Genomic DNA, 21,904 nt, shown 5'->3' on the forward strand with positions numbered 1-21,904 from the left:
CCCGAAGGCTGGCAAACAAGGAGTTTGAGATGAAAATGAAAACGTTATAAAACTGGCTTATATCCTATTTCTCAATAAGTTGGGTTGTGCTTTGCAGCCAGTTTTTATCTTGCGCATCAAGAAAAGGGCTAAGCGCCTGATAGACACGTGAATGGTAATGATTGAGCCAGTCTAGCTCTGCTTGATCTAGCATTGATAAATCAAGGGCGTTGGTCGCAATTGGAGCAAGAGTGATGGTCTCAAAACCGTAGAACGTGCCGAACTCATTTTGTTCTACTTCTACAACTTTAAGAATGTTCTCTATTCTTACCCCGTACTCACCTTCGCGATAAACGCCTGGTTCATTAGTAATGACCATACCTGGTTTTAGCTCAACCTCGCGGTGGCTTTGCGAGAAATTTTGTGGGCCTTCGTGAACATTCAAGCAAATGCCCACGCCGTGTCCAGTACCGCACTTGTAATCAATACCATGTTGCCATAAGACGCCACGCGCCATGATATCAAGATTGGCACCCGTAGAGCCTTTCATGAATCGAGTCTGAGTCAGTCGGATGACCGCTTTGAGCACCAAGGTATAATCTTTGCGCTGCTTAATGGTCGGTGACCCGAAGTGGAAAGTACGGGTGATGTCTGTTGTCCCGCCAAGGTATTGACCACCAGAATCGACGAGAAAGAAGTTGCTTTCATTGACTACTGCATTGCTTTCTTCATCGGCGGCATAATGCATTTTTGCCCCGTGAGCTGCGAAGCCTGCAATAGTGCGGAAACTGTCACTTACATAATGTCGGGTTTGGCGGCGATAGTGATTCAGTTGTGCCTCAGCAGATAATTCTGTAACGAGTCCGCTTGGAACTTGCTCTTCTAGCCAGTTCATAAACCTTACGATTGCCACACCATCGTCTGTTAATGTCTGTTCTAGGCTAGTTAGCTCGGTCGCATTTTTTATGGCCTTCATTGCCGTTACAGGGCAAACCATTGGCTTTAGATTCACATTCCGTTCAATCGAACTCACCAATAAGCTATCTGTGTGGGTCGGGCTAAAAGCGAGCGATAATCCCTCACATTGCTGATTCAAATACTGACTTACGTAGTTGTAATGGCGAATGTGTACACTTTGCTCGGTCAACGACTTTTCAACGTCTTGAGGCAGTTTGGCTTTATCAATAAACAGTGTCGCAAGTGATTGCTCTACGATTAGATAGGCTTCAGAAACTGGGCAGTAATTCGTATCACCACCTCGAATATTCATTGTCCACATGACATCATCTAGCGTTGACACTAATAAGCTATCTACTTGGTTCTCGGTTAACCAAGAACGGATTCTCGCTAACTTATTTTCTGTGTCAACGCCAGCAAAAGCGGTGGGGTGCTCGAATACGGGAGCACTTGGGCGAGGTGGTCGTTCAAGCCAAATCGGTGTGAGTAAATCCAGGTCGAGAATGATCTTAATGCTTTTCGTTTCAAAGGCTTGTTTGAGGCCTTGATAAAAAGCGTAACTGATGGCGCGCCCGTCAACCGCGACAATACTGTTTTCTGGGAGCGTGGTAGCCAGCCATTTGGCAATTGTCGGCGTTTCTGGTTGTTTGGCTTTAAACAGTTCAAGTCCTGTGCCGTGTAACTGTTCTTCAGCTTGAATATAGTAACGACCATCAGTCCACAGGCCACCACCTTGTTGGGTAATGACGACATCGCCTGCTGAGCCGGTAAAACCTGAAATCCAGCTTCGCGCTAACCAATGATCCGCTGAGTATTCGCTGTTATGCGGGTCATTGTTGGTCACGATATATGCAGACACGTTGTGAAAAGACATTGCCTCACGCAATAATGTAAGGCGTTGGTTTACTGAGTTAGTATTGTTCATTAAATGGTTCCTAAAGTCATATTTGAGCAATAGATATGATGCTGATCCGAGCCTGTTTTTATTGGGTTCTGTTGCCCGCATACTTCTGTGGCTTCTGGACATCGAGTACGAAAAACGCAACCGCTCGGTGGATTAAGTGGAGACGGGAGATCACCGGGCAATAGTTGTATTTCACGGTCACGTGCTAATTGCGGATTAGCTATCGGGACGGCGGATAACAGTGCTTTGGTGTAGGGGTGTTGAGCATCATCAAATACTTTATCGTAACGTCCTACTTCCATAGGTTTACCAAGATACATCACCATAACGCGGTCGCTGATGTGGCGCACCACGCTTAAGTCGTGCGCAATCATTACCAGTGTTAACCCCATTTCTTGTTTAAGATCATCTAGAAGATTGATGACCTGAGCTTGTATGGAGACATCTAGCGCACTAACGGGTTCATCACACACGACCAAATCTGGATTGAGAATTAACGCTCTAGCAATGCCCACACGCTGGCATTGACCTCCGGAAAATTCATGTGGATAGCGGTTTCGCTGGCTCGCCAAGAGACCCACTTTATCCATCATAGCGATGACACGCTTTTCTACCTCTGCCCGTTTAAGTTGCGGCTCGTGGGTGAGCAGTGGTTCGGCGATGCATTCTGAGATGGTTAACCTCGGATTCAAACAAGCGGATGGGTCTTGAAACACCATCTGAAATTCTCTGCGTCGAGAGGAAAGCTCTTTTTTACTAAACCCGAGCATGTCTTGACCTTTCCAAGTCAACTCGCCATGTGTAGGTTCAATTAAGCGAAGTAAGGCGCGTGCAAGCGTTGATTTTCCGCAGCCTGATTCCCCCACAATGCCAAGTGTTTCGCCTCGATAAACATCTAAGTCGATACCATTGACCGCTTTCACGATTTTACGTCGACTTGGAATAAGGTGACGCGACACAGGAAAGTGGACGTTTAAATCACGAGCAGACATGAGGACTTCTTTTTCATTCATAACGCCTCCTTAAGCTTTTATTTGAATAGGAGTGATAACACTGGGTGCTTTAACGTGACAGGCAATGGACTGGCTCGTGTTTAATGGGGAAAACCGTGGGGCTTCGTATTGGCAACGCGTCTCTCGATGCTCGCACCGCTCTCTAAACGGACACCCTTGATGGTTAATCAACGCACTTGGTGGGTTACCTGGGATGGTTGGTAAACGCGGCATGTCTTCAGTGATGGAAGGGATCGCCTTTAGCAAGCCTTGAGTGTAGGGGTGCGCAGGTTGAGCGAACAATGTCGAGGTATCTGATTGCTCCATTTTCTGACCACCATACATGACCAATACGCGATCACACATCTCGGCGACGACGCCCATATCGTGAGTGATCAGTAAAATTGCGGTGTTGAACTCTTGTTGTAAGTCTCGTAATAGCGTCAAAATTTGAGCCTGAACGGTCACATCCAGCGCGGTAGTTGGTTCGTCTGCAATTAACAACTCGGGCTTACACAACAATGCCATCGCTATCATGATTCGCTGACGCATTCCGCCAGATAATTCGTGAGGGTATTGATTCATCCGAGTCTCGGGAGAGGGAATACGCACCGCATCCAACATGTGAATCGATTCAATTTTTGCTTGTTTTCGGGTCATTCCTTTATGAATCATGAGAACTTCACAAAGCTGTTTGCCAATTTTCATAAATGGGTTGAGTGACGTCATCGGATCTTGAAAGATCATTCCGATTTTCTCTGCACGGATGCGGTTGAGCTGCTTTTTCGACATCGCGAGTAAATCATCATCGTGGAACATCGCGCTGCCAGACACAGCGCCGTTATCCGCGGTTAACCCCATTAACGCGAAGACAGACTGGCTTTTTCCCGAACCTGACTCTCCAACAATCCCAAGAGTTTCGCCTGCTTTAATCGAGTAGGAGAGATTACTGACCGCTTGCACTTGCCCATCTGGCGTATCGAAGCGCACGTTCATGTTTTCAATAGATAGCATGGGTTTGTCCTTATCGGTCTTTCGGGTCAAGAGCATCACGCAAGCCATCGCCGATGAAGTTAAAACAAAAGAGGGTGGCAACTAAAAACAGAGAGGGAAAAAGCAGCATCCACAATGCAACGTCAATCGTTTTTGCGCCTTCGGAGATTAGGATTCCCCAGCTTGTATCTGGTGGTTGAACACCAAGCCCTAAGAAGCTTAAAAACGATTCGAACATAATGAATCCAGGCACCATTAAGGAGGAATAAACCATCACGATCCCAAGCACATTAGGCAGAACGTGGCGTCGGACAATTGTCAATTTAGAAACCCCAATAGAGTGCGCGGCTTCGATGAACTCTCGCTTTTTGAGACCGAAGGTGACACCACGTACAACACGAGCAATGCCCAACCAAGATACCATTCCGATCACGATAAAAATCAGATAGATGTTATTGCCAAAAAGGGTAACGAACAGGATAACCATAAACATAAATGGCACCGAATCGAGCACCTCAATAATGCGCATCATTACGCTGTCGACAACGCCGCCAAGATAGCCGGAAATACTTCCCCAAATCGTACCAATAACAACGGCCACTAAGGCGCCAACAAAACCTACCAAAATAGAGAGCCTGCCGCCTTGCATCGTGCGAGCAAAGACATCTTGCCCGAGATCATCGGTACCAAAGTAATGGCCACTGCTCAGTGAAGGTTTCCCTAGCTCGTATGGATCAATGAGCACTTCCCAGTCAATTTCATCATGGCCAAAAGCGGCAAGAGAGGGGCCGAAGGTGATGCATAAGGTAATGAACGCCAAAACATACACTGATGTCATCGCGGCTCTGTTTTTACGAAATCGAGTCCATGCATCCTGCCAAAGACTGCGACCTTCGACGGCTTCAATATTGTCGACGACTTGATCTTGAAGAGCTTGTGTATCCAGTTTTTTGATCGTTAACATGCCGGACTCCTAAACGCGTATACGAGGGTCGATAATCGTATATAGCAAGTCGACCACAAGGTTAAAGAAGATAGTGAGTGAAGCGACAATCAGAGTAATGCCCATTACTAGGCCGTAGTCGCGGTTGAGAGCCCCAGATACAAAGTGTTGTCCCATGCCACCTGTACCAAAGAAAATGTCGATAATCACCGAGCCTGTCACAACAGACACAAACGCAGGGCCGAGCATCGCAACGACGGGAATCAGGGATGGTCGCAAAGCGTGATGGAATAAAATGTAGGTTGTGGACAAACCTTTGGCTTTTGCCGTTCGAATGTATGGTTGGTTGAGCGTTTCAATCATTGCGCCACGCATGACGCGTGCAATACTCGCAATGGAGCCAATCGCCAGGCTGAGCACGGGAAGAACAAGAAAAGCCAGCTTTCCTCCTTCCCAACCACCAGCAGGGAACCAGCCGAGCTGAATAGCGAAGATCATGACTAAAACTGGAGCAAGCACGAAAGCCGGAACCACAACTCCAGTCATCGAAAGTGTCATCAGGCCGTAATCTAGACGGCTATTTCGGTTCAATGCCGCAATGGTGCCAAGCAACATGCCAAGTGGAACGGAAATACAAAAGGAGAGTACGCCTAATACTGCTGAAACTGGCCATGATTGTGCGACGAGCTGTGTAACACTGAAGTCTTGATAAACGAAGCTCGGACCGAGATCTCCTTGTATGAAATTACCAATGTAAATCCAAAACTGAGTAAGGAAGGGCTGGTCCAAATGGAATTTTGCTTCGATATTCGCACGTACCACCTCTGGCATAGGCCGTTCCATATCAAATGGCCCCCCTGGTGCAATGTGCATCAGCCAAAATGATACGAGTGCGATGAATAGAAGCGTGGGGATAGCGATAGCTAATCGCTTAACAATGTACCAAATCATGATCCATCATCCTTTGGTCATCCGAAATCACTTCGAACGGTTATGAATAAAAAATGGTCTGAGCTCAGGTTGCCTTCTCCACCGAGAGATATGAGGAACGGCAAGTAAACATTGAACTTGCCGACTCAGACCGAAAACATGCTTTTAGTGGGCTTTTACATAGACATTCTTGCGGTAGTACGACGACTCAGGGTTTGTCAGTTCGTAGCCGCCCACGTAAGGCTTGATGAGGTATTGATCGTTACCCGGACGATAAATAGGAATAATGGCCATGTCTTCAATCAGCATGCTTTCTGCTTGTAGATACAGTTCTGATGGGTTGCTCATGGTCTTTGAGCGAGCCATTAACTCGTCGTATTGCGGGTTGTTATAACGAGAATCGTTGTACTCGCCACTAGAAACGAAGATATCCAACCATGTAGAGGCTTCATTGTAGTCGGCCGTCCAGCCGCCGCGAGTAATGTCGGTCGGCTCTTTAAGTGCGTAGAACACTTTCGGTTCTAGCTGTTTTATCGTGACTTGCGCACCCAATCGGCTTTTCCACATGCCTGCCATGGTGGTTGCCATTTTTACGTCCATCGAGAAAGTTGGTACGGTAAACGTTAACTTAAGCGGATTGCTTTTATCGTATCCAGCTTCTGACAGTAATTGCTGCGCTTTTTCGATACGTTTATGGCGGTTCCAAGTTGCGAACTCAGGAGTGTGAGATTGAAAACCATCTGTTTGAGGTGGCACAAGGGTATACATTGGAACCCCACCGTTTCTCAAGATAGCACTCGTTAACAGTTGACGGTCAATGGCATATGAGAGGGCTTTACGGACCCGCACGTCTTTTGTTGGCCCTTGTTGAGTGTTGAGGTAATAGAATGTGGAACCAAGAGAGGCACTGGTGCTTGCCACTTCTTGTGGGCGTTGTTGAATTAACTTTTTCTTCTGAGCGGCAGGAATGGAAACTGCTTGGTCTATCTCACCGGCTAGGTAGCGGTTTAGCACTACGTTTGCATCACCAATTGGTAGCCAGGTGACTTTTTCCAGCACTACATTGCTTGCGTCCCAGTAATGTGGGTTTTTAACCATCACCATTTTTTCGTTAACTTTCCATTCAGAGACAGTAAACGCCCCATTTGTAACGATATGTTCTGGCTGGGTCCAACGGTTGCCATGTTTTTCAACGGTCGCTTTGTGAACGGGGGCAAGCACTGGATGACTTAATAGTTTCGTAAAGAAGGGAATCGGCTCTTCGAGTGTTACCTGGAATGTTTTTTCATCCAGCGCCTTCACGCCCAAGGACTCGGGTTCGGCTTCGCCCTTCATAATCGCTTGCGAGTTTTCGATATTTGGAATGGCCGCAAACCAAGCGTATGGTGAAGCAGTGCTTGGATTCAGTAAGCGTTGCCAGCTGTAGACAAAATCTTGCGCAGTGACCGTTTCGCCATTGGACCATTTTGCATCACGTAAGTGGAAGGTATAAACCGTATTGTTGTCATTGACTGACCAAGACTCAGCAACACCAGGAATGGTTTTACCTTGCTTATCTTGAATGACCAGACCTTCAAACAGGTCTCGACCGAGATTAAAAGCGGGCTCTGCGGCTTGCTTGGCTGGGTCAATAGAAGTAACTTCAGCCCCATTGTTTAGCGTAATTTCTTGTGTCTCATCGAGGGTCACACCTGCGGGATACGGCGCGGCATAGCTTGATGTTGCCAGTATTGGACTCATCATCGACGCTAACAAAAGCAACTTAGGTAATTTCATCCTTGTCTCACTCTTTTCATCCTGAAAGGTGCTAGAAATGTATATTGTATAAATTGTCCACACAATCGAGTTTTAACAATGTTGTAACAGGGTGCCAAATGTTGGGCTATTTGGTCTCAAAAAGTGAGCTGGGGGATTGATATGGAGCCGGCACTAAGTCCGCATTACGGGGTAGGCTTTGTTTCGCGCAAATAAAAAATCCCCTTCAAGCGCGCGCTAAAAGGGGAGGGTAGTTCGTCTGTTCTTCAAAAGGTACGACGTTAACTGACTAGGAAATGTTTTACGAACTCAGTGATTTTGACCATATCACTTACCGCGATAAACTCTTCTGTCGTGTGTACTTTTGCCATGCCAGTTGAAAGATTGACCGTTGTGAGACCTTTCTTGTTAAAGTTGTTAGCATCGCTACCGCCGCCAGTGCCTTTTGTGAAAGCCTCAATTCCCAACTCTGCAAACGCCGCTTTTATAGCGCTAACGTGTGAGTGGTTTTCTTCAATAACAAATGCATCGTAGGCTCGGCTAGATTCAATGTCGACTTCTGCACCGTGTTTTTCACAGACAGACTCTAATGTTGAGATCATATGATTGACCTGAGCATCTAGTTTATTGCCATTCAGGGAGCGTGCTTCTGCCACGATTTTTAATTCAGGCATGACAATGTTTGTGGCCTGACCGCCATTCACTACACCGATGTTGGCTGTCGTTTCTTCGTCGATGCGAAGCAGCTTCATTTGGTTGATGGCATTTGCCGCCACCATGATCGCACTGATGCCTTCTTCTGGCGCAAGCCCTGCATGTGCTGGTCGACCTTTGATTGTTGCCACGATTTTTTGCTGGCCTGGGGCTGCGGTCACAATAGTGCCAATAGGACCACCCGTATCTAACACGATTGCTTCCGTTGAAGTGACGTGTGACATATCGAAGTATTGTGAACCGAATAAACCGCCTTCTTCATACACGGTGAAAGCAAGCTCTAACGTTTTGTGCTCAAGGTTTTCCGCTTGAATACAACGAACGGCTTCCATGATGGCAGCAATACCAGATTTATCATCGCCACCAAGAATCGTATTGCCTTCTGAACGGATAACGCCGTCTTCGATGATTGGCTCAATGCCAATACCTGGAGTGACCGTATCCATATGACAGCTCATTAGGATAGAGCCGTCTTTTTTGCCGTCTAAACGGGCGTACACGTTAAAACCGTTAGAAATATGCTCAGGCACTGGAAGCTTGTGCACGGTAAAGCCTAGCTCGCCTAGCTGTTCTGCCAGTGTTTCTGCAATTTGTTTTTCGTTTTTTGATTCGCTGTCGATACGTACTAGTTGGCAAAAGTGTTCAACTAGGCGTTCTTGATTGATGTGTGTCATTAGATGTCTCTTTTTCTGATCGAGCGTGAAGCACTGTGGCTAGGGCTCGATAGGGAACAGAGCACCACTTATGGCACAGTTACTTTTGAATAAAACTGAGGTGAATCAATAAAGGAGTATCCATGACACGATTCTGACCGATGAGCCTTTCGAACTGTATGAAGCGTCACGAAACATTACTTTTGATGTTTTGCAGGATCAAATGAATAAATCGGATAGAGATAGGGTGCAATAGACTTTCCATCCCCTTTTACTTTTTGAGCTACGTTGCCAAGATAAAATGCCAAAGTAACAACTTGTTTACATTTTGTGTGTTGGCGTAAAGCCGAAAATATCAATCTAATATATTGAAAATAAGCAGTTTGTTTGATGTTTACGAAAGTGGGTTCGATGTGCCTACTGTGTGTAACATATATTTTACAATTGTGCGTAAAAATCGCCAAGGTAAAGATTTCTCCCCACGTATTCCAATTTCTCAAGACCTGCGCCAAGTTAGAAAAATAAGTCCAAACAAAAGCTACTGAGACAAGGAGAAAGTCATGGTTGATGCATATAACCCACTAGGAACAGACGGATTTGAGTTTGTTGAATATACCGCTGCTGACAACAAAGGCATTCAACAGCTTAAAGATCTGTTTATATCGTTAGGTTTTGCGGAAATTGCAAAGCATCGCTCAAAAGAAGCGTGGTTATATCGACAAGGTGACATTAGCTTTATTGTGAATGCGCAGCCGCATAGCCAAGCTGAGGGATTCGCCAAAGTCCACGGTCCGTCGGTTTGTGGCATGGCATTTCGAGTGAAAGACGCGACCGTTGCTCTGGCGCATGCGTTAGAGAATGGCGGTAAAGAATATAAAACGGAAATTGGGCCGATGGAGCTTAGCATTCCTGCTATTTATGGCATCGGTGAAAGCTTGCTTTATTTTGTCGATCGTTATGGAAAGCAGAGCATCTATGATGTCGATTTTCGTTTTTATGATGATGCTGATGAGCGTTTATCAAAAGCGAATGTTGGTCTTTACGAAATCGACCACTTAACGCACAACGTTAAGCAAGGCAACATGGATGTCTGGTCTGGTTTCTATGAGCGCATTGGTAACTTCCGCGAAATTCGTTATTTCGATATCGAAGGTAAGCTGACTGGTCTTGTCAGCCGCGCGATGACCGCACCTTGCGGCAAAATCCGAATTCCTATCAATGAGTCGTCAGATGATAAATCACAGATTGAAGAGTTTATCCGTGAATACAATGGCGAAGGCATTCAACATATCGCATTGACCACAGACGACATCTACGAAACGGTCAAAACATTGCGTGAGCGAGGCATGGACTTTATGCCAACGCCAGATACTTATTACGAGAAAGTCGATCAGCGTGTTGAAGGCCACGGTGAAGATGTAAGCAAGCTTCGTGATTTGCAGATTCTTATTGATGGTGCGCCAACGAAAGATGGCATCTTGCTACAAATCTTTACTCAAACCGTTATCGGCCCTGTGTTCTTCGAAATCATCCAACGTAAAGGCAATGAAGGCTTTGGCGAGGGTAACTTCAAAGCGTTGTTTGAATCGATAGAAGAAGACCAAATTCGCCGAGGAGTATTGAGCGATGCATAAATGGATCACATTCCCGCATCGGGAGGGAGTGTGCTCTAAACAAGCGCATGCTGACTTCCCGGAAGAGGCAATTTATGAACGTGAGGCAGGTCGAAGTGGCTTCTTCGGCCCCGCAACACATTTTCATCATCAACATGCCCCAACGGGATGGTCTGAGTGGGAGGGCGAGCTACGTCCACGAGCGTTCGATTTTAATTTAGTCGAGAAAGCCAGCCATATTACCCCTTGGGCAGTCCCGCATCTATTACACAACGCGAATTGTAAAGTTCGTGTTTGGCGTATGGATGAAAAAATGGACTTCTTGGTGAGAAATGCGGATGGCGACGAACTGCTATTCATCCACCAAGGTACGGCAGATCTGTATTGTGATTATGGTCATTTGAAAGTGAGCGAAGGGGATTATGTCATGATCCCACGCTCGACGAGCTGGCGTTTAGAGCCAAGCGAGCCGATGTTCATTTTGATGATCGAAAACACCGATGCGGCCTATACATTGCCCGAAAAAGGCATGGTTGGAAACCACGCGGTGTTTGATCCAGCGGTTTTGGAAACGCCGTCGATCAACGATCAGTTCCGTGATCAATATTCTGAGAATCAAACACAGGTTCAGGTGAAACGCCACGATAAAGTCAGTGTTATCACTTACCCATTCAACCCGTTGGATGCGATTGGCTGGCATGGTGATTTGGCGGTAGTAAAAGTGAACTGGCGTGATATTCGTCCACTTATGTCACATCGTTACCACTTACCGCCTTCTGCACATACTACGTTTGTAGGAGCAGGATTTGTGGTGTGCACCTTTGTTCCTCGTCCGATTGAAAGTGATCCCGGAGCGCTCAAAGTACCGTTCTACCACAACAATGACGATTATGACGAAGTCTTGTTCTACCATGCAGGTGACTTCTTTAGTCGTGACAACATTGAAGCGGGTATGGTGACATTCCATCCAGCAGGGTTTACACATGGCCCTCATCCGAAAGCATTCAAAGCAGGGCGAGAGCACAAGAAGACTTTTACCGACGAAGTAGCGGTCATGATCGATACGCGTCACGCACTTCAGTTTTCGGATGAGCTGGAAAAAGTAGAAAACAAAGAATACGTCTATAGCTGGCAAGAGAAGTAAGAGGCAAGGATGAAATTAGCAACCAAGAAAAATGGCACTCGTGACGGTTTGTTGATGGTCGTGAGCAAAGACTTAACGCGCTGCGTACCTGCGACAGAAATTTTCCACCCCATGAACTTAGCACCGACGATGCAGGTGGCACTTGATAACTGGGATACGCTAGCACCGCAACTGGAAGAGCTATACGTTGCACTGAACAATGGCACGGTTGCAGGGTATGAAGAGTTTGAAGCGCACTACTGTGAGTCGCCGCTTCCTCGCGCTTATCAGTGGGCTGATGGCAGTGCTTACGTAAACCACGTTGAGTTGGTTCGAAAAGCTCGCGGCGCTGAAATGCCTGAAAGTTTTTGGACGGATCCGTTGATGTACCAAGGAGGCTCTGATGCCTTTATTGGTCCTTGTGACAACATCGAGTTTGCCAGCGATGAATGGGGCATTGATTTCGAAGGTGAAGTTGCTGTGGTAACTGGTGACGTACCAATGGGCGCGAGTGTTGCAGAGGCTCAGGAGTCGATTCGTTTGATCATGCTGGTGAATGATGTCTCACTGCGTGGCCTAATTCCCGCAGAATTAGCTAAAGGGTTTGGTTTTTTCCAATCTAAACCTTCTTCTGCGTTTTCTCCTGTGGCAGTAACACCTGACGAACTAGGCGATGCGTGGTACGAAAACAAAGTGCATTTACCATTGGTCTCGACATACAACCACAAGCCGTTTGGTCGCCCAAATGCGGGTATCGATATGACGTTTGATTTTGCAGACTTAATTGTTCATGCGACTAAAACGCGCCCGCTATCTGCTGGGGCGATTATTGGTTCTGGCACGGTATCTAATAAGCAAGGCACCGAACATGGCACTTCGATTGAGGAGGGTGGCGTTGGCTATTCATGTATCGCGGAAGTTCGTATGATTGAAACCATTCGTGATGGTAAACCGTCGACTAACTTCATGTCGTTTGGCGACTCAATCAAACTGGAAATGTTCGATGCGGATGGCAACAACATCTTTGGCTCGATTGACCAACAAGTTAGCCAATATCTCAAGCATTAAGAGCGCCAGTTGGGAGACGATATGAGCGATAGCATGGTTTTGTACGGATACTGGCGATCATCGGCGGCGTATCGTGTGCGTGTTTGTTTGAATCTTAAAGAGTTATCGTATGATTCAAAATCGGTACACTTGGTGCGCAATGGTGGCGAACAACACAGTGACGAGTACCATGAATTAAACGCTTCTGAACTGATTCCTGTACTGGTGGATGGGGAGGTTCAGTTAACCCAGTCACTGGTCATCATTCAATACTTAGAAGAACACTATCCGGATGTCACTGTGATCCCCGAGCAAACGCCACTTCGATATCAAGCACTGGCTTTGGCTCAGGATATTGCAATGGAGATTCATCCTCTGAATAACTTAAGAGTTCTACAGTATTTAGAGGGGGAGTTAGCTTGCGAGCCAGAGCGCAAAGTCGCTTGGATTCATCACTGGATCCACAAAGGTTTTGCAGCATTAGAAGAGAAACTTCAGAAGCATCGTAAACTAAATGGTGATTGTAAGTTTAGCCTGACAAGCTCGCCATCTATTGTCGATATTTGTCTGGTACCACAATTTTATAACGCACAACGCTTTGGTGTAGATACTTCTCTTTACCCAACCATTAACGCTGTTGTGCAAGCATGCAATCAACTGCCTGCATTTATTGATGCGATGCCAGAGAATCAGCCAGACGCTAATAGTTGATTCTTAGCATCATAATGTATTAACAAAATTTAAACGAGCCAATCCAAGTGTGTGATTGGCTCGTTTTTATTGGGGAGCAAAATTTTCTGTTTCTCGCTATCGTCGTGGCGCCTCAAAATTGCGAGGTTTTGTTGCTCTGCATAGCATTTCCATTTACGCTTTGAGCAACGAGTTGTTTTGGATGCACTTTATTTATGACCAACATTTTTATCATTGTTGTTCTTCTGGTTTTATTCTTCTTTGTTATTCAAAAGTACGTGATTAAGCACGACGACACGCGTGATTATCCTTATCGCTCGAAAGGACCGTTACTCAGGGGGCAAGAGAGCGCATTCTATAATGCGTTGAGGGCAGCGGTAGGTGAACATGCGGTGGTATTCGCGAAAGTAAACATGTCCAGTTTGGTTACGCCAAAAGAAATCAAAAATAAGAAGCAGTTTTTTGTCGCGAACAATCGCATATCTCGAAGTTATTTTGATTACGTTATTTGTGATCCTAGGACGCTAGAGCCGCGTGTGATCGTTGAATTGGATAGCGGGCAAGAGTTAAGTAAGGGCAAGGTAGAAAGACAAAAGTTACTGATTCATGTTTGTAAGACAGCAAACCTACCTTTAATCGGCGCTTCGATAAAGCACAGTTATCAAGTTGGGCGATTACGTCGTTTGCTTGCGGCACATATAGATTTGATTGAGCCTGATAAAGAAGTGCGCTTTTGCAAAAAATGCGGCAGTCCGATGATCATTAAAACAGCAAGCCAAGGTGAATTCAAAGGTCGACGCTTCTTTACTTGCAGCCGCCAACCAAATTGTACTTACACCGAGAATTACAATGTGGTGTTTGAGTCGGACGACTAAAGACGACAGTTGAACAGCAAAACGGATGAGGCTTTGATTCGAGATGATCAAAGCCTTTTTTGTATCAGTCCCCAAGGCAAGACCTATACTTTGAAAAAGAGTGCAGAATAGGGAAGCCATATGCGATACGGATGGATTTTGTCAGCGTTGTTCATCGCATCTAATGTTAGTGCGATACCTAATTTGAAACCACTGGAGTGTGAGTTAACGGAGACACCCCAAGATCATTTCTTGTTTTACCGAGAACAAATGGTTTACCACAGTGAGCAGTTTGTCATATTTCAAAACTTCAAAGGCAGGGTGAGCACTCAAGTGGATGTCAAAACAGGAGAGTTGATCCGTACAACCTATATCGGCGAACCATTTAAACCTAAATATCAGATTTTGTTCGGCACTTGCCCTAAGGTATCGCAAACCTTACAGATTTGGATGCTCAGTGAAGTGCCTTACGACAATTAAGTGAGATAATAAAAGTTATATAGATCACACTTTTAAACCCTGCAGGCTCAGTCCTTGTCGATAAAATCATCTGAAAACGCGTGTTGAGTTTACATTTTCGCCAAACGGTTCAAAGTTGGTAAATTTGTGCTTGCACCGTCGTTCGCTTATAGCTAATATCCTCGTCGTTCCAGAGAAATGCGTCCGTAGCTCAGCTGGTTAGAGTATCGCCTTGACATGGCGGGGGTCGGTGGTTCGAGTCCACTCGGACGCACCATTCTGAATTGAATGGTTAGGAACACAAAATTTGGGTCCGTAGCTCAGTTGGTTAGAGTACTACCTTGACATGGTAGGGGTCGGCGATTCGAGTTCGCCCGGACCCACCAAATTTTAGAAAAAGCCCACCAAACGGTGGGCTTTTTTGTATCCATAATTTGTTGATACTCAGATTTAAACACCTTACTTTTCCTTTGCACACTTTCTACAAATACTCCGCATTGCCATCAGTGTAAATTTGAGTGGTTTTACAAGAATTTAACACGTTCATCTAAACATTCATTGGAGCCCATTTCGAATTCGCGGCAAATCCAAGGCCTATTTTCATAAATCGTACACATTAATGTGTCTCTATCTAAAGCTGCACACCAACCATCATTCAGCCGCATCATGGTTTCGCCTCCATACTGGTCACGTGCAATAAACTCTTCAGGTACGCCAGTATCTGAAATAATCATAACCTCGAGACGGCAACAACAAGCCTTACAGTTAGAGCAAGATACATCAGAGGGCAGGGGAGAGGGAGTCTTAGTTGGTATAATCATGAATAACTACAATTTGGTCAATTGTGCATGGTACCGTAAATCTAGCACGAATGAACTTTATTTCTGAAATAGAACACCCTATGAATGATAAACCTAGTGAACGCATTTTATGCGTTCACTTGCGCGCCTTTCCGAGTAAGTCGGTAGAACTGACAGTGATTCACACCAATTAACCTTATAGTCAGTATAAATTTGAACGCGATTTTTTGTTATACACGTACTTTACACAAGATCTGCTTCTGTAAAGTTTGTTTTAAATGTGAAAGCAAATGGCGTATCTCCGTTTTCGCGCAAATGCTGAAGGCGTAACAAGGCTTCTTGTGGTGTTGGTATATAACCGTCTTCTACCCACCACAGAACATAGCTATCCTCCGCTAAACGATGAAACCATTCGCTTTTTCGGCGCATGAAATCTCTATGACCGGTACGAAACATAAAGTTTTTAAGTGAGTCAGTACTTTCCCAAATAGACATGTTTACAATCATGTTCGGGTCATCAAATAATTTAATGCTTGTTGCATCGCCGGAGTCGTCTTTTAGACGCCAGATAAAGCCTTCACTTTCTTCAGCTATACCATTAATTAAGTCCAAATTGTCTACGAACTCTTTAATTTCTGGTGCACCCAAAGGGTATTTAGCAAGCGCAATATTTAATTGAGCTAATTTCATTTCATGACCCTCCCTGGTCGATAAGCCTGTAATGCTGGTAAAAAGCTCTAAGTAGCTTTTCCTATTTTATCATGCAGTGTGTTGCTAGTGCCTTCAAAGGTCAATTAGAAAGTTAGTGACTGTGGCGAGTCATTGGATGGCAAAAAAGTCGTTTTATACATTGGTTATGTTGAGCATAAGCCCCTCTTTTCTCGCGATTATCGTCGGTAAGTCTCACTCAAGAGAGTTGCTATCTTGGATATGCAGCAGTACTCTCATTTTCTGTGGCAAGCCTTGCGCTTCTATACTTCTTATTGAGATTCGATCCTCACTTTTTGGTGTGTGAACGTGAGATAGTGTTCATGTCACTCTTTAATTTAAGTTGTTTGGCTGAACGTTAGGAGGAGCTTTGATTACAAAGATAACAAGAAATGCCATTTTGCTTGGCCTAGTTCCCATTGCAGTTTTTGTTGTGGCTTTTAATTCAATAGCCAATTTTTACATCAGCTATATCAAAGAGACTAAAATAGACACCTATGTCGATTATTTACACCAACGATCCATGTATTTGGATGAGGCGATTGTAAAGCAGGTTGCGCAGTTAGATTTCACGTGCAGTAATAGTGATGTTAGAACATTACGCGATCCACGTTTTTATAACCATTACATCCGTTTTATTGCGATGGAAACGAGTGACGGTAAAACATGCTCCACGATTGGTCGTGAAGTATCTCATTTATCCAATGCGCAACGATTTCAGCTTGGCGAAAACTTTTTTGCATCACTTATTTTACCGGAACACCAAGATCAAGTTGAGTGGATGGTCATTTATGAAAATGAACATGTTGAAGTTGTCTGGGTTCTCGATAATAGTTGGGTTAAAGAAGTGATAAAAACGCCTTGTGAAGACTGTTTGTTCGTCGAGTTTATATATGATGAGCCTGTATTTGGAGATTTAACAATAAGTCGAGGAAAACCAGCCATTGCAGCAGAAGAAGCGGCAGTTTCAAAGGAGTTATTCTTCTCGGCTGATTCTCAAGCCAATATGCTCATCAAAATACACAGTGGCGAGAGACTGAAGAGCTATGCTCAGGAAAGAGTCTTTCTATGGGGAGGCCTAGTCAGTGTGCTTATGGGGCTGGCTTTTGCGTTTGTATATGTGTCCAGTAAGAGCTTGAGAAAGTCTATCAAAGGCTTGATCCAGAATGGGATTAATAATGCGGAATTTGTCCCTTATTACCAAGCGATTGTCGATAGCCGTGATGGTGCGACAGTGGGGTATGAAGCACTGATTCGGTGGTCTCGTCGTGAGGGTATGGTGTCGCCAAACATGTTCATTGGCGCTGCAGAAGAAAGTGGTCTGATTGTCCCAATGACGAATCAGCTTATTCGTAAAATCATACAAGATCTTAGTGTATTACCTGAGCATGTGTGGGTCAGCATCAATATTGTTTCTTCCCATTTAGAGTCAGGTGAACTCACTAAGTTACTGTCAGAACTGAATTGGCCATGTCCGAAGAGAGTGCATTTTGAGTTGACCGAGCGAATTCCTGTAAAAGATACAGAGGCAGCGAAAAAAGAGATTTTGTATCTGGCGAATAAAGGCTACAAGTTCAAAATCGACGATTTTGGGACTGGGTATGGCGGCTTTTCTTATTTGCAAGATCTGGGTATCCGATGCTTAAAAGTGGATAAGATGTTCATCGACCCAATAGGCTCTGATGACCAAAAATTGAAAGTGTTAGATTCTATTGTCTCGGCAGCAAAGAAAGCGGAATGTGAGATGATTGCAGAAGGTGTAGAGAGCGAGGCTCAAGTCGCGTATTTGGCTCAGCATTCTATTTACCTTATTCAAGGGTATGTCTACGCTAAACCAGAGCCTATTAACAACCTTGTGATGACTTAAAGCAAGGCATAATGGGGCGTATTCATTATTAAAGGTGTCTTTCGGCACCTTTTTTATTGCTGAACCTTTTTGGGTTCACTGTTCCATAAAAAACCTGTTGAAGTCTTAGAATTCAAACAGAGTTTACAGAGAATATGAACGCCCGATTTTAGCATCGGGCGTTAGGATTTTACTTAGGAAGAAAGGGCGGCTTTTTTAGTTTTTAATGAAGCGATCAATTGAGGGAGCAATGACATAACAATCATCCCTAGCATCAAGCTGTATTGGAGAGGGGTGAAAGTCTCACCTAATAGCAGCAAACCTGACACAATGCCCGCAACGGGGTTGGCAATGCCACCAAAAGTAAAGTCAACGACCGACATACGCTGCAATAGCCAAACATACATGCCGTAGCCTAATGCAGTGTTCAGAATGATCACCCACAGCAGCCCAAGGGTGTTCGTCATTGATAAGTTTTGAATGGCTGTAACGTATGGCTCTGGATTGTTTATTGCTAGCACGCTTGTTGCGACAGACATAATCACACCACCCAAAATGAGCTGCCATGTTAATACTGTCCACCAATGCATTTTCGTTCCTAGTGATTTCGTTACGCTACTGCCTACCACAATACACATGATGGCGGAGATCATCGCCAGCAAACCCATAGGGTTGAGCGAAATAGAACTAGGATCAAATAAGAACCAAGCCAAAGCAATCAAAGTCGCTCCACTTATTGCCTGTATTGCGCTTGGCTGGCGCTTATAGACTACCCAGCCAAACAGCATCGCAAAAACGGGCACTGATACCATACCTACACCTGAGATCGCAGAAGGAAGCGTCAACGCCATGACAAAAATGAGACCAAAGAAGCAAGCGATGTTGATAGTTCCTAAAACAAGCAGCACTTTCCATTCACTCTTTTTCGGGAAAGATGGCTTTATTGCGAGCAACAAAAGACCCGCAGGCAATGCTCTTAGCGCACCAAGTAAAACGGGAGGCCAGTCCGGAAGCGTAAACTGAGTAACAGCATAAGTTGTCCCCCAAAAAAAGCCGGGATCATTGCAAGCAAAATATTCATGTTAAATATCTTTACGTTGAGATAATTAATTGTAAAGATATCGGTAAGGTTACTTTTTGTAAAGTATCTTTATGTTAAAATAAAAATTAAATGACGTTTGGAGAGAAACCATGGACGCAATTGATAGAGTGGTAGAGCAGTGGGCTAAGGAGAAACCAGAGCTCGACACTGAACCGATGGCAATTATGGGTCGGCTAATGCGAATTGCTAAGCACATGGAGTGTCGGGTCGCTGACCTACATAAGAAGTACGATCTTAAGATGGGTGAATTTGATGTGTTGGCGACACTTCGCCGAGCAGGTTCACCATACTGCCTTACTCCCTCGGCGCTAATTGATTCGATGATGCTCACTTCGGGCGCGATGACGAACCGATTAGATAAACTCGAGAAGAAAGGCTTTATTACCAGAACACACAGTAAAGAAGATAGACGCAGTGTCACCGTTGAGTTAACCGAAAAGGGCTTAACCTTAATTGACAAGTTGATCTTAGAGCATGTGGACGTTCAGCAATCGCTGCTACATGGTTTAGAAGGCAATGAGAAAGCGCAGGTTAACCAGGCGTTAAGGCTACTATTGCCTTTGTTTGAGTAAAAGATACAGGAAGGGTGGGACGGAATGAGAAGCAAAGAGTTAGAAGGTTATTTAAGTACCTTTATGTGTGCAGAGAGTGATTTCCCATTTGGTCCAGAAGCGCTTGTATACAAAATCAAAGGTAAAATGTTTGCGATTATTGCAGAGAGAAACGGTCGGGAGTATGTCAGCGTAAAAGTAAAACCAGAAGATGGAGAAGTCTTAACATCGCAGTTTACGGACATCACTCCTGGTTATCACCTAAATAAGCGTCACTGGGTAACGGTTTATTTTAATGGTGATGTGGAAGATGGATTGATTCAGGATTTATGTGAACGCTCTTATACTCTCGTCGTTGCCAAACTACCAAAAGTGCAACGAGCATTGCTTGGTCAGTAATAGCTATTACTGAAAAATTCGCACCTTTTCCATCCTCAAGCTATATAAGAATAAGTAGGCGGAAAAGTAGGAATGATATGCGAGCATTATCTGAATGGCTAAAAGAATATGGGGAGAGCCATCAAAACCCCATCAACCAAAAGATTCACACAATCGCAGTTCCGGGTATTTACCTATCTGTGGTCGGTCTAATTTGGTCAATTCCTCAAATCTCCATCTTGGGTTTCGAGTTTAACTGGGTCTGGATTGCTGTCATACCGGTATGGGTTTTCTATTTTCGTTTGTCTCTCAGCGTCTTTATGATGATGTTAGGGTATACATTAGCGTGCATCGGCCTGATATGGTCTTTGGAGGTATTGGCGCTGCCCGTACTGCATATTTCGATGCTCCTATTCGGTGTCCTGTGGATCTTGCAGTTCATTGGTCACAAAATAGAAGGGAAGAAACCGTCTTTTTTCGAAGATTTGCAGTTTCTTCTTATTGGTCCAATTTGGGTGTTCCGAAAACATTAACTCACTCCGTAATTAACAAGCTGATATCTCTCTGTATTGCACGATCATGCTAGCGTCCATAAGGTCGTAAAATGCGCAGCATGATGTGCCGCTTTCTCATTGCCATGACAAGCATTCGCTTCTGATTCACACTATCATTAGAGTGCAGCTAAAGCCGTTACTTTGCCTGAATGTTTGTGGCTAGTGACATTGTCACTTGGGGGGGATGAATGTACGACCGACAACATAAATACGCCTATTGGCGAGAAGAGCGTAAAAAAGGCAAATGGCATTACATCATGAAGTCTTTTTTTATGATTTGTTGCGCACTATTGCTTGGTAAAGTCATTGGTTTATTCATTTTTGGTGAGCTGCACTCCTTGAGTGATATTTTGGAGCAACTGCCCGCGGATCTTTTGATCATGATGCTAGTGGGCTTCCCGGTTAGTGTTATCGGCTGGTATCACGAGGAGTCGAAGTTTTTCCGAGCGTTACGACGTAAAGAAAAGCGCTTGAAAATGAATCGAGATAAACAAAGCTAACTCTGCATCCTCTGCATCGATCTTTGTGTTATTTAATCGTCTGATTCACATATTTCTTTCAAGTTATTCGGTATTTTGCGTTAGGCCTCGCAAGCATGTCATTAAACTTATTGTAAAAAACGACATCATGCATTCTGTTAACCAATCTTGACAGGAACTCGTATTGCGAGGTGTTCCAGCAGCCTGAAGCTACTGGGCAAATAGAACGGAGGATATTATGGATAGTGAATCAATGCTTCATAGTCAGCAAATATATTTTTGTAATGATGAAGCGTTAGTCGAGCAGCAAACACAGTGTTTAGAAGTTCTTTACGATTACAACCAAACTCGGCCTTCTGAATCTGAAAAGCGTACAGAAATATTACGACGTTTGCTCGGCGCTGTTGGTGACAACTGCTATTTTGAACCGCCGCTTCGGGCGAATTGGGGGAGGCATACATACGTTGGTGATAATGTGTATGCAAACTTTAACTTAACCCTAGTCGATGATACGTATATCTACATTGGCAATAGTGTCATGATTGGGCCCAATGTGACACTAGCAACGGCAGGCCATCCGGTTGAACCGGAGCTCAGAAGAGAAGTTGCGCAATTCAATATCCCTATTCATATTGGTGCTAATGTATGGATCGGTGCTAACTCAGTGGTATTGCCTGGCGTCAAGATTGGAGAAAACAGCGTAATTGGTGCTGGTAGCGTGGTAACGAAAGATATACCAAGTAATGTTGTTGCGGTAGGGAACCCGTGTCGTGTATTGCGAGAGATAGGCGAACATGACAAAGAATTCTATTACGAAGAGCGTCAAATCACGCACAACATGTATCAACGATAACAAAGGTAAATGCCCATGGTTTATACG

21 protein-coding genes, 2 tRNA genes and 1 pseudogene are annotated in these 21,904 nt (G+C 44.7%); 14 read left to right on the forward strand and 10 right to left on the reverse strand.

The annotated features are described in order from the left end of the window. Positions 1–64: 64 nt before the first annotated feature. The 7 genes from P4S59_RS06885 to P4S59_RS06915 all read right to left on the reverse strand — a co-directional run bounded on the left by P4S59_RS06885 (position 65) and on the right by P4S59_RS06915 (position 8,841). Entirely contained in the window at positions 65–1,861 is a 1,797-nt protein-coding gene (locus P4S59_RS06885; protein ID WP_337168133.1) for an aminopeptidase P family protein, read from the reverse strand. Beyond that, positions 1,861–2,853, reverse strand: a complete 993-nt coding sequence (locus P4S59_RS06890) for an ABC transporter ATP-binding protein (protein ID WP_337168134.1) — start codon at positions 2,851–2,853, stop codon at positions 1,861–1,863. The genes P4S59_RS06885 and P4S59_RS06890 overlap by 1 nt, the downstream gene beginning before the upstream one ends. A 9-nt stretch (positions 2,854–2,862) precedes the next feature. After that, complete coding sequence (locus tag P4S59_RS06895) at positions 2,863–3,846, reverse strand: ABC transporter ATP-binding protein (protein ID WP_337168135.1); 984 nt, start codon at positions 3,844–3,846, stop codon at positions 2,863–2,865. Between the two features lie 10 nt (positions 3,847–3,856). Next, positions 3,857–4,789, reverse strand: a complete 933-nt coding sequence (locus P4S59_RS06900) for an ABC transporter permease subunit (protein ID WP_005377839.1) — start codon at positions 4,787–4,789, stop codon at positions 3,857–3,859. Positions 4,790–4,798: 9 nt separating this feature from the next. Next, positions 4,799–5,719 carry an oligopeptide ABC transporter permease OppB gene (oppB, locus tag P4S59_RS06905; protein ID WP_005377838.1) on the reverse strand — a complete coding sequence of 307 codons (921 nt, stop codon included), beginning with the start codon at positions 5,717–5,719 and terminating at the stop codon, positions 4,799–4,801. A 144-nt stretch (positions 5,720–5,863) separates the two neighbouring features. Further along, positions 5,864–7,474 (reverse strand): peptide ABC transporter substrate-binding protein, encoded by a 1,611-nt coding sequence (locus P4S59_RS06910; RefSeq protein ID WP_337168136.1) that lies wholly within the window; start codon positions 7,472–7,474, stop codon positions 5,864–5,866. 260 nt (positions 7,475–7,734) lie between these two features. Further along, positions 7,735–8,841 (reverse strand): M20/M25/M40 family metallo-hydrolase, encoded by a 1,107-nt coding sequence (locus P4S59_RS06915; protein ID WP_337168137.1) that lies wholly within the window; start codon positions 8,839–8,841, stop codon positions 7,735–7,737. 539 nt (positions 8,842–9,380) lie between these two features. Here P4S59_RS06915 and hppD point away from each other — a divergent pair. From hppD to P4S59_RS06955, 8 genes are all read left to right on the forward strand, one after another. Next, a complete protein-coding gene (gene hppD / locus P4S59_RS06920) occupies positions 9,381–10,454 on the forward strand; it encodes a 4-hydroxyphenylpyruvate dioxygenase (RefSeq protein ID WP_005377835.1) in 1,074 nt (357 codons plus the stop codon). Further along, on the forward strand, positions 10,447–11,577 hold the full coding sequence (locus P4S59_RS06925) for a homogentisate 1,2-dioxygenase (protein WP_031780345.1): 1,131 nt from the start codon (positions 10,447–10,449) through the stop codon (positions 11,575–11,577). Before hppD ends, P4S59_RS06925 begins: the two co-directional genes overlap by 8 nt. Before the next feature lie 9 nt (positions 11,578–11,586). Next, on the forward strand, positions 11,587–12,624 hold the full coding sequence (locus P4S59_RS06930) for a fumarylacetoacetate hydrolase family protein (protein WP_065646799.1): 1,038 nt from the start codon (positions 11,587–11,589) through the stop codon (positions 12,622–12,624). A gap of 21 nt (positions 12,625–12,645) precedes the next feature. Continuing rightward, positions 12,646–13,314: a maleylacetoacetate isomerase gene (maiA, locus tag P4S59_RS06935; protein ID WP_337168138.1), complete on the forward strand. Its 669-nt coding sequence runs from the start codon at positions 12,646–12,648 to the stop codon at positions 13,312–13,314. Positions 13,315–13,508: 194 nt separating this feature from the next. Then, positions 13,509–14,168, forward strand: a complete 660-nt coding sequence (locus P4S59_RS06940) for a DUF2726 domain-containing protein (protein ID WP_337168139.1) — start codon at positions 13,509–13,511, stop codon at positions 14,166–14,168. Between the two features lie 120 nt (positions 14,169–14,288). After that, a complete protein-coding gene (locus tag P4S59_RS06945) occupies positions 14,289–14,627 on the forward strand; it encodes a hypothetical protein (protein WP_005377830.1) in 339 nt (112 codons plus the stop codon). 179 nt (positions 14,628–14,806) lie between these two features. After that, positions 14,807–14,883 (forward strand) — tRNA-Val (locus P4S59_RS06950). 32 nt (positions 14,884–14,915) lie between these two features. After that, positions 14,916–14,992: transfer RNA gene (locus P4S59_RS06955), tRNA-Val, on the forward strand. Between the two features lie 138 nt (positions 14,993–15,130). On the opposite strand, the gene P4S59_RS06960 is transcribed toward P4S59_RS06955, so the two are convergent. Continuing rightward, entirely contained in the window at positions 15,131–15,427 is a 297-nt protein-coding gene (locus P4S59_RS06960; RefSeq protein WP_074191235.1) for a YkgJ family cysteine cluster protein, read from the reverse strand. Between the two features lie 222 nt (positions 15,428–15,649). Further along, a complete protein-coding gene (locus P4S59_RS06965) occupies positions 15,650–16,096 on the reverse strand; it encodes a DUF3291 domain-containing protein (RefSeq protein ID WP_337168140.1) in 447 nt (148 codons plus the stop codon). Between the two features lie 388 nt (positions 16,097–16,484). Here P4S59_RS06965 and P4S59_RS06970 point away from each other — a divergent pair, with 388 nt between their 5' ends. Continuing rightward, entirely contained in the window at positions 16,485–17,981 is a 1,497-nt protein-coding gene (locus P4S59_RS06970) for an EAL domain-containing protein (RefSeq protein ID WP_337168141.1), read from the forward strand. Positions 17,982–18,154: 173 nt separating this feature from the next. Here the strand turns inward: P4S59_RS06970 and P4S59_RS06975 are convergent. Next, a pseudogene (locus P4S59_RS06975) lies at positions 18,155–19,041 on the reverse strand (DMT family transporter). A 110-nt stretch (positions 19,042–19,151) separates the two neighbouring features. On the opposite strand from P4S59_RS06975, the gene P4S59_RS06980 reads away from it, so the two are divergent. From P4S59_RS06980 to P4S59_RS07000, 5 genes are all read left to right on the forward strand, one after another. Then, complete coding sequence (locus P4S59_RS06980) at positions 19,152–19,634, forward strand: MarR family winged helix-turn-helix transcriptional regulator (protein ID WP_005393451.1); 483 nt, start codon at positions 19,152–19,154, stop codon at positions 19,632–19,634. Between the two features lie 24 nt (positions 19,635–19,658). After that, positions 19,659–20,012, forward strand: a complete 354-nt coding sequence (locus tag P4S59_RS06985; protein ID WP_337168142.1) for an MmcQ/YjbR family DNA-binding protein — start codon at positions 19,659–19,661, stop codon at positions 20,010–20,012. 77 nt (positions 20,013–20,089) lie between these two features. Then, entirely contained in the window at positions 20,090–20,524 is a 435-nt protein-coding gene (locus P4S59_RS06990) for an Mpo1 family 2-hydroxy fatty acid dioxygenase (RefSeq protein WP_012841889.1), read from the forward strand. 209 nt (positions 20,525–20,733) lie between these two features. Beyond that, the gene (locus P4S59_RS06995; protein WP_256965800.1) at positions 20,734–21,045 is read left to right on the forward strand and encodes a hypothetical protein; all 312 of its coding nucleotides are present in this window, start codon (positions 20,734–20,736) and stop codon (positions 21,043–21,045) included. A 217-nt stretch (positions 21,046–21,262) separates the two neighbouring features. Beyond that, positions 21,263–21,877, forward strand: a complete 615-nt coding sequence (locus P4S59_RS07000; RefSeq protein WP_256965802.1) for a sugar O-acetyltransferase — start codon at positions 21,263–21,265, stop codon at positions 21,875–21,877. The last annotated feature ends 27 nt before the right edge of the window (positions 21,878–21,904 follow it).

The organism is Vibrio sp. M60_M70 (genome assembly GCF_037162085.1).
Classification (GTDB): domain Bacteria; phylum Pseudomonadota; class Gammaproteobacteria; order Enterobacterales; family Vibrionaceae; genus Vibrio; species Vibrio diabolicus.

What these genes read in the sequence shown, in the direction of transcription:
- P4S59_RS06945 (WP_005377830.1), top strand. Translation starts at nt 14,289, where the DNA reads ATGCGATACGGATGGATTTTGTCAGCGTTGTTCATCGCATCTAATGTT.
- P4S59_RS06900 (WP_005377839.1), bottom strand. Translation starts at nt 4,789, where the DNA reads ATGTTAACGATCAAAAAACTGGATACACAAGCTCTTCAAGATCAAGTC.
- P4S59_RS07000 (WP_256965802.1), top strand. Translation starts at nt 21,263, where the DNA reads ATGGATAGTGAATCAATGCTTCATAGTCAGCAAATATATTTTTGTAAT.
- maiA (WP_337168138.1), top strand. Translation starts at nt 12,646, where the DNA reads ATGAGCGATAGCATGGTTTTGTACGGATACTGGCGATCATCGGCGGCG.
- hppD (WP_005377835.1), top strand. Translation starts at nt 9,381, where the DNA reads ATGGTTGATGCATATAACCCACTAGGAACAGACGGATTTGAGTTTGTT.
- P4S59_RS06995 (WP_256965800.1), top strand. Translation starts at nt 20,734, where the DNA reads ATGTACGACCGACAACATAAATACGCCTATTGGCGAGAAGAGCGTAAA.
- P4S59_RS06965 (WP_337168140.1), bottom strand. Translation starts at nt 16,096, where the DNA reads ATGAAATTAGCTCAATTAAATATTGCGCTTGCTAAATACCCTTTGGGT.
- P4S59_RS06980 (WP_005393451.1), top strand. Translation starts at nt 19,152, where the DNA reads ATGGACGCAATTGATAGAGTGGTAGAGCAGTGGGCTAAGGAGAAACCA.
- P4S59_RS06930 (WP_065646799.1), top strand. Translation starts at nt 11,587, where the DNA reads ATGAAATTAGCAACCAAGAAAAATGGCACTCGTGACGGTTTGTTGATG.
- P4S59_RS06890 (WP_337168134.1), bottom strand. Translation starts at nt 2,853, where the DNA reads ATGAATGAAAAAGAAGTCCTCATGTCTGCTCGTGATTTAAACGTCCAC.
- P4S59_RS06990 (WP_012841889.1), top strand. Translation starts at nt 20,090, where the DNA reads ATGCGAGCATTATCTGAATGGCTAAAAGAATATGGGGAGAGCCATCAA.
- P4S59_RS06925 (WP_031780345.1), top strand. Translation starts at nt 10,447, where the DNA reads ATGCATAAATGGATCACATTCCCGCATCGGGAGGGAGTGTGCTCTAAA.
- P4S59_RS06915 (WP_337168137.1), bottom strand. Translation starts at nt 8,841, where the DNA reads ATGACACACATCAATCAAGAACGCCTAGTTGAACACTTTTGCCAACTA.
- P4S59_RS06940 (WP_337168139.1), top strand. Translation starts at nt 13,509, where the DNA reads ATGACCAACATTTTTATCATTGTTGTTCTTCTGGTTTTATTCTTCTTT.
- P4S59_RS06885 (WP_337168133.1), bottom strand. Translation starts at nt 1,861, where the DNA reads ATGAACAATACTAACTCAGTAAACCAACGCCTTACATTATTGCGTGAG.
- P4S59_RS06960 (WP_074191235.1), bottom strand. Translation starts at nt 15,427, where the DNA reads ATGATTATACCAACTAAGACTCCCTCTCCCCTGCCCTCTGATGTATCT.
- oppB (WP_005377838.1), bottom strand. Translation starts at nt 5,719, where the DNA reads ATGATTTGGTACATTGTTAAGCGATTAGCTATCGCTATCCCCACGCTT.
- P4S59_RS06985 (WP_337168142.1), top strand. Translation starts at nt 19,659, where the DNA reads ATGAGAAGCAAAGAGTTAGAAGGTTATTTAAGTACCTTTATGTGTGCA.
- P4S59_RS06895 (WP_337168135.1), bottom strand. Translation starts at nt 3,846, where the DNA reads ATGCTATCTATTGAAAACATGAACGTGCGCTTCGATACGCCAGATGGG.
- P4S59_RS06910 (WP_337168136.1), bottom strand. Translation starts at nt 7,474, where the DNA reads ATGAAATTACCTAAGTTGCTTTTGTTAGCGTCGATGATGAGTCCAATA.